Raw genomic sequence first — 13,526 nt, forward strand, 5'->3', positions numbered from 1 at the left:
TTGCTAGTGGTGGGGCATGTTGTCCAAACTGTCCCAATGGCTGGGCCACTTGAGTGTGGGCCGCAAACTCACGCTAATCTACTTGCTGGATTTGACGGCCGTGATTTATGTGTCGGGCATCCTGATCCACGAGAAATACCTGGCCATTGACTTCGCACGCAAGGAAATCGTCGGCACAGCCTATACCGAGGTGGTGCGGCAAAACCTGATGGATGTCTTTTTGGACACCCGCAGCGCCACCCGCGACAGCGCAGCCACCCTGAGGCTGGAGGACGCGCGCCAACAACACGACGAGCGCCTGCACACCGAAGCCATGGCCAGCCGCTTCGCCGAAACGCTGAACAGCTTGCAGACCGCGACCGCGCCCAACCAATCCGCCAGCGCGACAGGTGTACAACAGGGTGCCCTGCTGGCCCAGGGCCGCGACCTGCTGACCACCATTGGCAACCAGTCCAACCTGATCCTGGACCCGGACCTGGACAGCTACTACGTGATGTCGCTGGCGGTGCTACGTTTCCCTGAGCTGCTGCAGGTGCTGCACGACGCCCACGATTTCATGCAGAACTGGGGATCACCCCAGACCGGCAAAAACCAGGCGGCGCAGTTGTTGACCCTGGTGGGCCGGCTGGACGCCGTGCTGACCGGCATGGAGTCCGACTACGACCAGGCCTGGGCCGCCGGCTCGCCGCAACTGGCACAGGCCCTCAAGGCCAGCCGCACGGCACTGCACAGCCAGGCCCGTGGCTACCAGAACGCCCTGGAAGAAGCCGCCAACAAACCCGACACCGCCCACCTGATCACCCGCGCAGAGGGCGCCATGCATCAGGCCACGCTGGCGGCGCTGGACGAAGCCTGGCGTGTGGCGGTGGTCGAGCTCCATGCGCTGCTGAAAACCCGGGTGGAGCAGCTGTTTGCGCGCATGTGGCTGCACCTGGGCACGGCCCTGCTGCTTTTGGGCAGCATCCTGAGCCTGGTCTACCTGGTGGCCAGCCAGATTGCCCGCCCGCTGCAGGCACTGGCCAAGGTGGCCGACCAGGTGCGCCGTAGCGCCGACTACACCCACCGCGCGCACTGGACCAGCAGCGACGAGATTGGCAGCCTGGTTACCGCCTTCAATGACATGTTGGCCCAGTTGGACCGGGACCGCATCATCCAGCAGGAGCAGGCCGCGCTGGCCGGTGCCGCCCAGGCCCAGCGCGAGTTGGTCGAAGGCTTTCCCACACCCATGGTGGTGACCTCGGTGCCCGACCACGAGGTGCTGCACGCTAACGCCCCGGCCCTGGCCTGGTTGGGTGATATTCGGCGCGACCCGTGGGCGCCCGGCCTAGAACCCCATGTGCGGGCCCGCTTCTTCCAGCGCCTGGCAGACCATGGCACGGTCGATGAGTTCGAGGTGCGCTGGCTGGCTGGTGCCACACCGTCCTGGGCCGTGTTATCGGCACGCCGCCTGCAATATCAGGGGCGTGAGGCGGTGCTGACCGCCTTCACGCCCATCAACAAGCTCAAGCTGCTGGAGCAGCGGCTGGAGCTGTGGGCCAAGGTGTTTGAGGCGTCCAGCGAGAGCATCGTCATCATGAATGCGCAGCGCCAGGTCATCAGCGTCAACCAGTCATTCTGCCGCAGCACGTTTTACGACTTCCACGAAGTCATCGGCGCCGATTTCGCCACCCTGGTAGACAGCCCCCAGGCTTTGCAGTGGATGCAACAACCCGAAAAAGATGCCTGGCAGGGCGAGGTGATGATGCGCCGCATGACCGGCGACAGCTACCAGGCCTGGCTGATGGTGTCGGCCGTGTACAAGGGCTCGACCAGCGGCGAGGTGGTCAACTTCATCGCTACCTCCATCGACATCACCGACCGCAAGGCACACGAGGAGCGTATCCACTTTCTGGCCCACCACGATGTGTTGACCGAGCTGCCCAACCGCTCGTTGTGCCAGCAGCGCCTGGGCGAGGCGCTGACCCAGGCGCGCAGCAGCGGTGAGAAGGTGGCCGTGCTCTTCATCGACCTGGACCGCTTCAAGACCATCAACGACACCTTGGGCCACCACATTGGTGACGGGCTGCTGCGCATCGTGGCGCGCCGCCTGAGCCAGGCCGTGCGCGCCGACGACACGGTCAGCCGCCTGGGTGGCGACGAGTTCGTCATCGTCATGCGCCACGTGCGCGACCATGAGGAACTAGACGCCATGGTCAACCACCGCCTGATCCCCACCATACGCCAGACCGCCGTGGTGGAGGGCCACTCGATTGTTGTGTCGTGCAGCGTGGGGGTGGCGGTGTTCCCGGACGACGCGGCGAACCACGACGAGCTGATGCGCCGCGCCGACGCCGCCATGTACGAGGCCAAGGCCGCCGGGCGCGACATGGCGCGCTTCTTCTCCACCGAGACCGACCAGCGCTTGCTGGCCCGCCAGACGATGGAGGCCCAGCTGCGCATGGCACTGGAGCGGGGCGAGTTCAACCTGCACTACCAGCCCCGCCTGTGCGCCCGCACGCGGCGCATGCTGGGCGCCGAGGCCCTGCTGCGCTGGACCAACCCCGTGCTGGGCACCATATCGCCGGCCGAGTTCATCCCGCTGGCCGAAGAGACGGGGCTGATCAAATCCATTGGCCTGTGGGTGCTGGAAGAAGCTTGCCAGCAGTGGATGCAATTCCAGTCGCACGGTCTGTTTGAGCGCAAGCAGTTATCGGTCAACCTGTCGGCCGCCCAACTGGCCGACCCCGATCTGGTGGGCCAGCTGCAGCAGATTCTGGAACGCACACGGCTGCCCGCCGCACAGCTGGAACTGGAGCTGACCGAATCCCACCTGATGGACAACCCCAGCGCGGCGCAGGAGCAGGTATCGGCGCTGAAGGCGCTGGGTGTGCACATTGCGATTGACGACTTTGGCACGGGCTACTCCAGCCTGGCCTACCTCAAACGCTTCGAGATCGATATCCTGAAAGTGGACCAGTCCTTTGTGCGCGACATGCTGGACGACAGCGCCGATGCCGCCATCGTGCACGCCGTCATCGCGCTGGGCCACACCCTGGGCTTCAAGGTGGTGGCTGAAGGCGTGGAGAACCTGCCCACCGCCCAGACGTTGACGGCGCTGGGCTGCGACGAACTGCAGGGCTACTGCTTCAGCAGGCCACTGGCCGTGCCGGAGTTCCAGGAGTGGGTGCGCAACCATGGGGCGCCGGTGCAGCGCCGGCGGGGTGGCTGAGGTTTTCAGTCCGCATACTTTTCGTACATGCTGGCCGCGCGCTTGGTGCGCACTTCACCTAACCGCGTCCACAACAGCTCGGCCCGGGCCTTGTCGGCTTCGACGTATTGCCGGCTCAACATCAGGTAGTAGTCCCGCACCACGATGGGGGGCTCCAGCTTGACCACATTGCTGATGCTGTTGCGCCGCAGAAAGGCGTCGGCCGAGTCCTCCAGCGTGGCATAGGCCGATATACGCCCCAGCCTGAGCTTGGCAAAGTTCTGCTCGGTGCCGCGGCCGCCGTCGTCTACGGTCAGGCCCATTTTCTTGAGGTCTTCACCGATGGAGAAGCTGAAGTTGATGCCCACCGGCGCACGCCCGTTCGTCAATTGCGCGCCATCCCAGGCGACATCACTGGTCGCCATTTTGTAGAAGCTGTAGTTGTTGCTGGCGATGCGGCGTTGCCGGTCGGGCTTGCCCTGGTGCAGGGGGTACAGGCCATATTGCAGGCGCTCCTCCCGGTAAGAAAAGATGAAGGCACCGTCCAAACGGCCAGCCTGCATCTCCACCAGCAGCCGCTGCGCAGGCATGCGGACAAAACTCACCTTCACATCCGCCGCCGCAGCGGCTTCACGTATGAGTTCTACCGCAACACCCGGGGCCGGCGCCAACTGCTCGCCGTTGCCCATCTGGTAGGGGAAATTCTCCACGTCCGAAAAGCCCAGGCGCACCGGTTCGGCGGTGAAACCGTGCAACGAGACCGTCACCAAAACAATGCCCAGCAGGATACGCATTCAGTGCCCCTTGAGATGGCACTCCCTGATTGGCCCAGCTTACGCCATTCGTTTGCTGCGCGCAACACAGTGCGCATGGGCTGCGCAGACCGTATGCCCCAGTGATTGCTATAAAACATATAGCTACACATTCATATATCTCGGGGGCTACAGGCTCATTTGGCTTAAGCCGTCGACTGGAGTACCATTTTCCGATGAGCGCCACAGAAGCCCGGTTCGCGGTATTACGCCAGTCCGCCGATTCCTCGGTGGTGGCCGCTATCGAACAGTTGGTTGCCCAGGGGACGGATGCGGCGTTGAACCGCATCAACGTGCCGGCCTTGGCACACCAACGCGGCTGGGACGAAGAAGCCGCCATTGCCGCTTTTCTGCACGCCGCCCGGCTGGGCCTGTTTGACCTTTCCTGGAATGTACTGTGCCCCGGCTGCGGCGGCGTGTTGTCGTCCAACGCCACGCTGAAGACGGTGGACAGGCTCGCCTACTCCTGCGCACTGTGCGCCGCCGGTTACGAGCCCACGCTGGATGAGATGGTAGAGGTGGTCTTTACCGTCAACCCGCGTGTGCGGCACATTGCTGCCCATGCCCCGCACCGGTTGCCCCAGTGGGACTACATGCGGCAAATTTTCTGGGGCTCGGGTTTCCGAATTCCCGACGGCGAGGCTTTCGACCAGTTGCTGCAAGACATCGTCATCGAGTCGGTCGAACTGCCTGCGGGCGAAAAAGCCTACCTGTCTGTGCAACTGCCAGCACAGTTTGTCATCGTGTTTGACCCGGTCACCCATTCCGCCCATTTTCTGGATGTGCAGGGTGAGCCCACCCGTGAACGCCAAAGCCTGGAGGTGGTGTTCAACAACGTACACGCCCCCACCGGCACCGTGACCATGCGCCCGGGGCCACTGCGGCTGACGCTGGACAACCAGACCACCGAACGCACCCTGCCTGCGGTCTATATTGCAGGGGATGCCCTGCACCACCTGCTGGGCAACCGCGGGCCGTTTCTGACCGCCAAACGCCTGCTGACCAACCAGACCTTCCGCGACATCTACAAGGCCGAAACCCTGGACATCGACCAGCGGCTCAAGATCACCAGCCTCACCTTTTTGTTTACCGACCTGCGCGCGTCTACCGAGCTGTACGAGCGGGTGGGCGACCTGGTGGCCTATGACATGGTGCGCGCCCACTTCCAGGTACTGAATGCCGTGGTGGCCGCCCAGGCCGGTGCCGTGGTCAAGACGATTGGCGATGCGGTGATGGCCACTTTTGCCAGCCCCGACCATGCCATGGCCGCCGCCCTGGGCATGCGCGAAGCCATGCGGATACTCAATGCCCAGAGCAGTGGGCGTGAAGACCTGGTGCTCAAAATTGGCCTGCACGAAGGCCCTTGCCTGGCCGTATCGCTGAACGACCGGCTGGATTACTTTGGTCAGGCCGTCAACATCGCTGCGCGGGTGCAGGGGCTGGCCACGTCCAGTTCCATCTTTGCAACCGAACCCGTGGTCGACTATCCCGGCGTGGCCAGCCTGCTGCAGGCGGCAGGCCTGACAGCGCAGGCGCAGAGCCACCAGTTGCGCGGCATTGCGAATGCGCTGACGGTGTTTGAGATTCCCTAACGCTGCAGTGGGGCGCGCAGATCAGGTCATTAAAGCCACTGCGCCTGCAAACGTAAAAAACGCCGCCGCGGTGGATACCAGGATGATGCGTGCAATACGCCCGTTGTCCGCCCCAAAACGCTCAGCCAGCAGCGACACGTTGCTGGCGCTGGGCAGGGCCGCCAGCAACACCAGCACGGTCAGCGCAAAACGGTCCATGTGCACGCCCATCTGAATGGCGCCCGCGCCCACCAGCAAGACCAGCAGCGGGTGCAAAAACAGCTTGATGGCGGCCACCGGCACCACTTCCATCCAATGCACGGCGTGGCTCTTGTCCTCCTTAGCCAACATCTGGGAGCGGGCCAGCACCGCGCCAATGGTGAACAGCGCCACCGGCGAGGCCGCATCCGCCAACAAACCCACGGTTTGCACCACGGGCTTGGGAAATTCCAACTGCAGGGCCGACACCAGCGCGCCCAGCAGAATGGACCAGGGCATGGGGTTGGTGGCTACACCTTTGAGCGCATTTTTGGCCGCCTGCGCCGCCGATGCATCACCGGGGCCATGGCTACCCAGGCGTGACAGCGCTATACACAGCGAGGTGGTGATCACCATGTCCACCAGGATGGTCACGATGGCTGGCCCGGCGGCCTTGGGGCCTAACAAGGCCACCAGCAGCGGCACCCCCATAAAGCCGGTATTGGGAAAAGCCCCCACCAAGGCGCCAAAGGACGCGTCGTTCCAACCGATACGGCCGTGCCGCGTGACCGCCACCACAAAACCCACCATGACCAGGGCACACAGCAGATAGGTCAGCGCCACACTGGGGTCCAGCAATTGCGCAATCGGCGTGGTGGCGCCAAAGCGGTACAACATGCAAGGCAGCGCAAAAAACAGCACAAAGGTGTTGAGACCCGGGATCGCGGCGATGGGCAACATGCCCCGGCGTGCGGCGATGAATCCGCACAAAACCAGGGCAAAGAAGGGGAAGGTGACGGTCAGGATTTGCAGCACGGTTTGATTGTCCGGTATTTCCGGTCGCCTCCCCAGCATCTAGCCCTCAGCAGCCAAACTATCATTTAGATAGCGATTCAGTCATATTCGACGGGGGCTAGGGGCCGATTTGACATACAAGCCCTCGGCCAGCCCACAAACGGGCCGCTGCGTGCCGCCGCCCACCCCAGCCGCAGTGGCGCCTGCCCGGTAAGATGGCGCGTTCGTCCGCCCGTATTGCCCGCCTGAATGTCTGCCGCTCCCCCCTCCCCTTCTTCCCCCATGGCCCACAGCATGAATGCCGCGCAGCAGGAGGCCGTCAACTACATGCACGGCCCCTGCCTGGTGCTGGCCGGCGCCGGCTCGGGCAAAACCCGGGTCATCACACACAAGATCGGCCGACTGATCCAGGCCGGCATGCCAGCGCAAAAAATTGCCGCCATCACCTTCACCAACAAAGCGGCGGCAGAGATGCGCGAACGTGCCAAGAGCCTCATTGGCCGGGCCGCCAAGGACGTGGTGGTCTGCACCTTCCACGCGCTGGGTGTGCGCATGCTGCGCCAGGACGGCGCCGTGCTGGGCCTCAAGCCGCAGTTCAGCATTCTGGACAGTGACGACGTGACCAGCATCCTGAAAGACGCCGGCGGCAGCACCGATATCGCCACGGCCCGCCAATGGCAATGGACCATCAGCGCCTGGAAAAGCGCCGGCCTGAATGCCGAGCAGGCGCTAGCCCAGGCCGCCGACGACAACGAACGTGTCACCGCCGTCGTCATGGGCCGCTACGAAGAGCGGCTCACCGCCTACCAAAGTGTGGATTTCGACGACCTGATCAGCCTGCCGCTGAAGCTGTTGCGCGACCATGCGGAGGTGCGCCAGAAGTGGCAAAGCATGATGGGCCATGTGCTGGTCGACGAATACCAGGACACCAATGCCACGCAGTACGAAGTGTTGAAGTTGCTGGTGGGCGGCAACGTCCCGGATGAGGCCCGCTTTACCGCCGTGGGTGACGACGACCAGTCTATCTACGGCTGGCGTGGCGCCACGCTAGACAATTTGCGTAAGTTGCCGGTGGATTTCCCGGCGCTCAAGGTCATCAAGCTGGAGCAGAACTACCGCTCCACCAGCGCCATCTTGCGTGCCGCCAACAACGTGATCGGCCCCAACCCCAAGTTGTTTCCCAAGACCCTGTTCTCCGAATTGGGCGAAGGTGAACCCGTGCGGGTGGTGGACGCCGACAACGAGGAACACGAGGCCGAACGCGCCGTGGCCCGCATCCAGAGCCTGCGCGCCGATGGCACCGCAAGCCAAGGCAAACAATACAAGGAGTTCCGAGACTTTGCAGTGCTGTACCGCGCCAACCACCAGGCCAAACCGTTTGAGAAGGCGCTGCGCAAGGCCGGTATTCCGTACAAGGTGTCAGGCGGCCAGAGCTTCTTTGACCGGGCCGAGATCCGCGATCTGTGTGCCTGGTTTCGCCTCTGGGCCAACAACGATGACGACCCGGCGTTCCTGCGCGCCGTGACCACGCCCAAACGCGGCATAGGCCACACCACATTGGGCACGCTGGGCGTGTTTGCGACGCAGTACAAGCTCAGCCTGTTCGAGTCGCTGTTTGCCAGTTCGCTGGGCGCCGTGCTGTCGGCCAAGGCCCTGGGCAGTCTGCACGAATTTGGCCGCTACATCAACGATTTGCAATACCGCGCCAAACACACCGAAGGGGCTGAGGCCGCCAAGACCTTCATGATGGACTGGCTCAAGGAGATTGGCTACGAACAACACCTGGTGGACGGCGAAGACAGCGAGAAGGTAGCCGCCGCCAAGTGGGGCAATGTGCTGGAGTTTTGCGACTGGATGGCTGCGCGCTGCGGCGGCGAACTGGACGATACGGCCGGCGTGACCACACAGCGTGAAATCAAAAACCTGCTGGAAGTGGCCCAGACCATTGCGCTGCTGTCCACCATCAGCGAGCGCGAAAAAGACCAGGATGTCGTGACCCTATCGACGCTCCACGCCTCCAAAGGCCTGGAGTGGCCGCACGTGTTGCTGGTGGGCGTGACCGAAGGCATGCTGCCCTTCAAGCTGGGGGACGGCGCCGATTCGCTGGGCGGCTCCGAGCGCGCCCACGAATCCGCCAACGAAGACATGGCCCAGCGTCTGCAGGAAGAGCGGCGTCTGATGTATGTGGGTATCACCCGCGCCCAACGGAGCCTGGCGGTCAGTTGGACACGCAGGCGCAAGAAAGGCCGGGAGATGGTGGCCGCCCTGCCCAGCCGCTTTATTGCCGAAATGGGCCTGGACCAGACCACGGTGCGCGAAGACCCGCGCGAGAAATTGAAGGCCCTGCGGGCGGAATTTGCGGCGAAGGCGCTGAATACAGCCGCTGCTGCCGCACAAGTGCGATAAACCAATAGCGGGATGTTTCACCGCCGGACCACGTTCAGCGCAGGACGTCCCAACCTGTACGTGTACGCGACATTACGGAATCCGAAAAACCGTTGTCACCTTTGGGTTCAGCGGCACCAAACTGCGCATCGTGTATCTCGGCCAGCAACATCATGGCGTTGGCCGCGTCCTGGTTAAAGCCCATGCGGGCATGGCCCATGCCATCACCGCCACTCAGAATCAGCTTGGAAATATAGTCGCTGCACTCTTTGTAACCCCACAGCGTGCGTATGGTGTTGGCGATTCGGTGGTGGTGCAGTTCAACCGTGGACAATGCGTCTTCCCTGCGCTGCTCCAGCGTACGGGCTTCGCGGGACAGGGACACGTCTTGCTCGGTTGGAATGTTGTCCTGCAGCCCCATGGGCGCAGTATTCTGAAAAGCTGCGTCGATGGTGGGCAGTGCGCTGAATTTGGAGTCTTGCTCGGCGACCGCGTCTTCCCACAAACCCCAGGCCGTGTTGGGGTCGTCTTCAACAACCTCCAGCCCCCGTGAGTCCACCGCTTCGGGTGGTGCATTCGGCTTTTTACCCTTGCCCAGAAAACCATTAAACATGGCGTTTCTCCATTGTTTGTGCCAATGCTACTCCAGCCAGCGAATCTTTGCCACCCTCAGAGCCTGTAACACGGCCAGAAAACAAAAAGCCCGTCACGTGGACGGGCTTCAAGGAAATTTGGAGCGGGAAAAGAGGCTCGAACTCTCGACCTATACCTTGGCAAGGTATCGCTCTACCAACTGAGCTATTCCCGCATGTGACCACCGGGGTGGTCAAGATAAAAATCCATCCGAAGACAAATTTCTAAATTTGGTGGCCTGGGGCGGAATCGAACCACCGACACAAGGATTTTCAATCCTCTGCTCTACCGACTGAGCTACCGGGCCTGAGCCATCGATTATAGCAGGAAGATTTGGGTGTTTTGCACAAAGTCCATCAAATTCCGTTGCGTTTGCCACGCGTCAGGTCCACACCCAATTGTTTCAACTTGCGGTACAGGTGGGTGCGCTCCAGACCGGTCTTCTCGGCGACGCGCGTCATGGAACCGCTTTCCCGGGCCAGGTGGTATTCAAAATAGGCCTTTTCGAACTCGTCCCTGGCCTCCCGCAGCGGTTTGTCCAGCACAAAGTTCTGCGTGGCCTGCAGGCCCGCCTCTACCGACGTCACTACCGAAGGCGGCACGTAGGCCAGAGAAGCCTCCATCGTGGTGACAAGTGGTCGCGCAACCGCCGCGGGCAAAGACTTGTGCAAGGTGCTGCGCACCAGGCCCTGCTCCACCGCTTTGAGCAGTTTTTGCAGGGTAATGGGTTTTTCCAGAAAAGCCAGGGCACCAATCTTGGTAGCTTCCACTGCCGTATCAATGGTGGCATGGCCGCTCATCATGATCACCGGCATGGTCAACAATCCGTTGGAGGACCACTCCTTGAGCAGCGTCACACCGTCGGTGTCCGGCATCCAGATATCGAGCAACACCAGATCGGGGCGCTCTCGGGTGCGGGCAGTGCGCGCCTGTGCCGCGTTTTCAGCCAACTCGACGTTGTGACCTTCGTCGTTGAGGATTTCCCAGAGCAAATCCCGAATGCCGTGCTCGTCATCAACAACCAGAATGTTTGCCATGGTGTATGCGTTGTCTCTTTCTAAGCTGTGTATTGCACTCAAGCCGGCGCACTGCCGTCGGCCGCCAATGATAACGACACTTGCGCACCCACCACCGCGCCGTCGGTCACGCGGTTGACGATGTCGATACGCGAGCCGTGCTCGTCCGCAATTTTCTTGACCACCGCAAGCCCCAGACCGGTGCCTTTTGCCTTGGTGGTGACATAAGGTTCAAACGCGCGTTTGAGGATGTGTTCGGGGAATCCGCCACCGCAGTCCAACACACTCAGCCGGACACGCCCTGGTGTACGCTGGTATTGCGTACGCACCACCACGCTGCGGTCTTCTGCATGGACTGCAGGCGCTATTTCGCTCGCGTCCTGGGCGTTTTGCAGCAGGTTGTGTATGACCTGGCGCAGCTGTTGGGCGTCACCCATCACGCGGGGTGATGCGGCGTCCAATTCGGCGCGAACCGGAACACTTTGGCCCTCACCTTCATACAGGTGCAACACATCCATCACCAGTGCATTCAGGTCCACCGGCTTCATTTCTGCGGCGGGCAGGCGCGCGTAGTCGCGGAAGTCGTTCACCAGACGTTTCATGGCGTCGACCTGGTCCACTATGGTTTTGACGGACTTGGTCAAAACAGCCTGGTCGGTTGGGACCAGCTTGCCCGTCAGCTTCATTTCCAGGCGCTCCGCCGACAGCTGGATAGGGGTCAGCGGGTTCTTGATTTCGTGGGCCAGTCGCCGCGCCACTTCGCCCCATGCCTGGGCCCGTTGTGCCGACACGATGTCGGAGATGTCGTCAAACACCAGAAGACGGGCATTGCCGGGCAACTCGGCACCCCGCGCGACCAATGTCAGGGTACGGTCGAACGGCCCGTACATGGCGGCAGTGCCACCACCGCCCAGCTCAAACGATTTCTGCCAATGGTCCAGGCCTTGTTCGTCGCGTTGCAGCAGAAAATCCGCAAACTGCGCCTGTACGGCCTGGCCAAACTCCTGCAATCCATCCACCGCCTCCAGCGGTTGGCCCTCGTAGTCGGCGAGTGAAACCTTGAGAATCCGGGCAGCACCGGGGTTGGACGAACGCACACGGCCCTGCGCATCCAGCACCATGACACCGGCCGTCAGGTTGTCCAGAATAGTTTGTAAATTGGCCCGCGCGGCGTCCACCTGCGACATGCTTTGCTGCACCGCCTGGCGCGCGTCGGCCAACTGTTCGGTCATGGATGCGAAGGCCCGCGTCAAACCACCCAATTCGTCTTTGCCACTCATGGCCAGTTTGGGCGTCAAATCGCCGGCGGCCACCTGGCTGACGCCTTCGGCCAGCATCAACAGCGGGCGTGCAATCTGGTCGCCCAATATCACCGCCAACAACACTGCGGCAAAGACCGCGAGGAACAGGCTCAGGGCCAGTGTGCCCAGGTACATGCGCTTAAGCCCTTCACGCCCCAGGGCACGCTCCTGGTACTCGCGGTTGGCGCTCTCTACGGCCAGCGCATTCGCCACCAGATTGGGCGGCAACACCCGGGAAACCAGCAGATACCGACCTTCCGGCGCCAGACCCAGAATGGAACTGGACAGAGGCACCAACACCTTGACCCGTACGCCACCTGGATTTTGCGCGGCGGCCTCATCCAGCCCCTCGATCCAGGACAGGGCACGGTCCGCCTTGGCGGCACGGAACTGTGCCGCCGTCGGCTTGTCTGGCGCCAATTGAAAGCGGGACAAGCCGGAACTTGCCAGCAGCTTGCCAGAGGCACTCCACACCGTCACATCGGCCGCACTCAGTTGCTCCAGCAAGCGGTCCAATGTCAGCCCCACCGTCAGCTCGGCCGTTTCCGACACCTGGGCTGCCGCCGTACGGGATTTGGAGGTCAGGTCGCTGGACAGGGTGTCCAGCGTCACCCGCCCCAGGTTCAAGCCCGCCTCCAGTGCACCTTCGACTTTGACATCAAACCAGGTTTCAATCGATCGGGATACAAACTGGTACGAGACACCAAACACCAGCAAACCGGGCGCAACCCCCACCAGCGCAAAAATGGTCGCGAGTTTGACCAGCAAGCGGCTGCCAAATCGGCCCTGGCGCAGGCGCACCACCAGACGGTAGCCCACCCACAGGATGGCACCGAACAGTACGGACGCCACCACCACATTCACCACGAACAGTCGCGCATAGTTGCGCTCGTACATCTCGCGGTTGTTGGTAGCCTGCGTCAGCAGGTACAGCAGGACCAGACCAATGATGACCATGGCGAACGCACCGGCCGCGACGGTCCAACGCAAGGCACGGGAACTCTGCAGCGTGGGCGTGGGTTCGCTGTTGCGGAAATCGCCCATCATTTGAGGGGTGCAAGCGTCAGCGTGGTACTGGTTGCAGCATTCAGATCCCAGTCGGACTGCCCCAGCGCTCCGATCTGGAACGGTCGCGGCAGTTGGCTCAAATCCAATTTGAAGCTGAAATTCACCTTGTACTTCAGGCCGCTTTCAAAGTCCGCCACATCGGCAATCTTCCAGCGTGAAACCCGTTTGACGGCGGACAGCGCTTCCTCCAAGGTATCAAAACTCGGATTCAGTGCCAAGCCCACACTGACCTCGCGACCCGCTCCCGCCGAGACATTGAGCCGCCAGCGGCGGGTGAGTGGCTGGTAGGCCAGGCGCATGTGCCGCTGCACAGCGACCAGCTTCTTGTCATACCAGTACCAACGCTCACGCACTACGGTGGCCTCGGTCACAAAAAACATGGGGATGCCCTTTAGCAGCGCATCTTCCACGGCGGGGGGGAGATCGAAAGCCACCTGCGCCGACACCAGGACCTCTTCTTCGAAACGCTCTACCTGGTATTGGGAAACTTCTGCGGCAATTTGCGCCTGGCAGACACCTGCCAGCCATACAAAAGCCCATACACATAGCTGGCGCAGGGC

9 protein-coding genes and 2 tRNA genes are annotated in these 13,526 nt (G+C 62.2%); 3 read left to right on the top strand and 8 right to left on the bottom strand.

What is annotated here, in order from left to right:
- Positions 1-16 precede the first annotated feature (16 nt).
- On the top strand, positions 17-3,208 hold the full coding sequence (locus HZ993_RS11255; RefSeq protein ID WP_209397974.1) for an EAL domain-containing protein: 3,192 nt from the start codon (positions 17-19) through the stop codon (positions 3,206-3,208).
- A gap of 5 nt (positions 3,209-3,213) precedes the next feature.
- On the opposite strand, the gene HZ993_RS11260 is transcribed toward HZ993_RS11255, so the two are convergent.
- Positions 3,214-3,981 (bottom strand): ABC transporter substrate-binding protein, encoded by a 768-nt coding sequence (locus tag HZ993_RS11260; protein WP_209397976.1) that lies wholly within the window; start codon positions 3,979-3,981, stop codon positions 3,214-3,216.
- Positions 3,982-4,175: 194 nt separating this feature from the next.
- On the opposite strand from HZ993_RS11260, the gene HZ993_RS11265 reads away from it, so the two are divergent.
- Positions 4,176-5,591 (top strand): adenylate/guanylate cyclase domain-containing protein, encoded by a 1,416-nt coding sequence (locus tag HZ993_RS11265; protein ID WP_209397978.1) that lies wholly within the window; start codon positions 4,176-4,178, stop codon positions 5,589-5,591.
- Positions 5,592-5,612: 21 nt separating this feature from the next.
- On the opposite strand, the gene HZ993_RS11270 is transcribed toward HZ993_RS11265, so the two are convergent.
- Positions 5,613-6,584: an AEC family transporter gene (locus HZ993_RS11270; protein WP_209397980.1), complete on the bottom strand. Its 972-nt coding sequence runs from the start codon at positions 6,582-6,584 to the stop codon at positions 5,613-5,615.
- A gap of 261 nt (positions 6,585-6,845) precedes the next feature.
- Here HZ993_RS11270 and HZ993_RS11275 point away from each other — a divergent pair, with 261 nt between their 5' ends.
- Entirely contained in the window at positions 6,846-8,969 is a 2,124-nt protein-coding gene (locus HZ993_RS11275) for an ATP-dependent helicase (RefSeq protein WP_209397982.1), read from the top strand.
- Positions 8,970-9,003: 34 nt separating this feature from the next.
- Here the strand turns inward: HZ993_RS11275 and HZ993_RS11280 are convergent, their stop codons facing one another.
- The 6 genes from HZ993_RS11280 to HZ993_RS11305 all read right to left on the bottom strand — a co-directional run bounded on the left by HZ993_RS11280 (position 9,004) and on the right by HZ993_RS11305 (position 13,523).
- Positions 9,004-9,561, bottom strand: coding sequence for a hypothetical protein (locus HZ993_RS11280; RefSeq protein ID WP_209397984.1), 558 nt, complete (start codon positions 9,559-9,561; stop codon positions 9,004-9,006).
- Between the two features lie 119 nt (positions 9,562-9,680).
- Positions 9,681-9,756 (bottom strand) — tRNA-Gly (locus HZ993_RS11285).
- 56 nt (positions 9,757-9,812) lie between these two features.
- Positions 9,813-9,888 (bottom strand) — tRNA-Phe (locus HZ993_RS11290).
- Between the two features lie 49 nt (positions 9,889-9,937).
- Positions 9,938-10,618: a response regulator gene (locus tag HZ993_RS11295; RefSeq protein WP_209397987.1), complete on the bottom strand. Its 681-nt coding sequence runs from the start codon at positions 10,616-10,618 to the stop codon at positions 9,938-9,940.
- 38 nt (positions 10,619-10,656) lie between these two features.
- A complete protein-coding gene (locus HZ993_RS11300) occupies positions 10,657-12,945 on the bottom strand; it encodes an ATP-binding protein (protein ID WP_209397989.1) in 2,289 nt (762 codons plus the stop codon).
- Positions 12,942-13,523 (bottom strand): DUF4390 domain-containing protein, encoded by a 582-nt coding sequence (locus HZ993_RS11305; protein ID WP_256440990.1) that lies wholly within the window; start codon positions 13,521-13,523, stop codon positions 12,942-12,944. The genes HZ993_RS11300 and HZ993_RS11305 overlap by 4 nt, the downstream gene beginning before the upstream one ends.
- Between the last annotated feature and the right edge of the window lie 3 nt (positions 13,524-13,526).

Source organism: Rhodoferax sp. AJA081-3 (assembly GCF_017798165.1).
GTDB lineage: Bacteria > Pseudomonadota > Gammaproteobacteria > Burkholderiales > Burkholderiaceae_C > Allorhodoferax.

Excerpts from the sequence above, each read along its gene's own strand:
- HZ993_RS11255 (WP_209397974.1), top strand. The coding sequence starts at position 17 with ATGTTGTCCAAACTGTCCCAATGGCTGGGCCACTTGAGTGTGGGCCGC.
- HZ993_RS11260 (WP_209397976.1), bottom strand. The coding sequence starts at position 3,981 with ATGCGTATCCTGCTGGGCATTGTTTTGGTGACGGTCTCGTTGCACGGT.
- HZ993_RS11265 (WP_209397978.1), top strand. The coding sequence starts at position 4,176 with ATGAGCGCCACAGAAGCCCGGTTCGCGGTATTACGCCAGTCCGCCGAT.
- HZ993_RS11275 (WP_209397982.1), top strand. The coding sequence starts at position 6,846 with ATGGCCCACAGCATGAATGCCGCGCAGCAGGAGGCCGTCAACTACATG.
- HZ993_RS11280 (WP_209397984.1), bottom strand. The coding sequence starts at position 9,561 with ATGTTTAATGGTTTTCTGGGCAAGGGTAAAAAGCCGAATGCACCACCC.
- HZ993_RS11295 (WP_209397987.1), bottom strand. The coding sequence starts at position 10,618 with ATGGCAAACATTCTGGTTGTTGATGACGAGCACGGCATTCGGGATTTG.
- HZ993_RS11300 (WP_209397989.1), bottom strand. The coding sequence starts at position 12,945 with ATGATGGGCGATTTCCGCAACAGCGAACCCACGCCCACGCTGCAGAGT.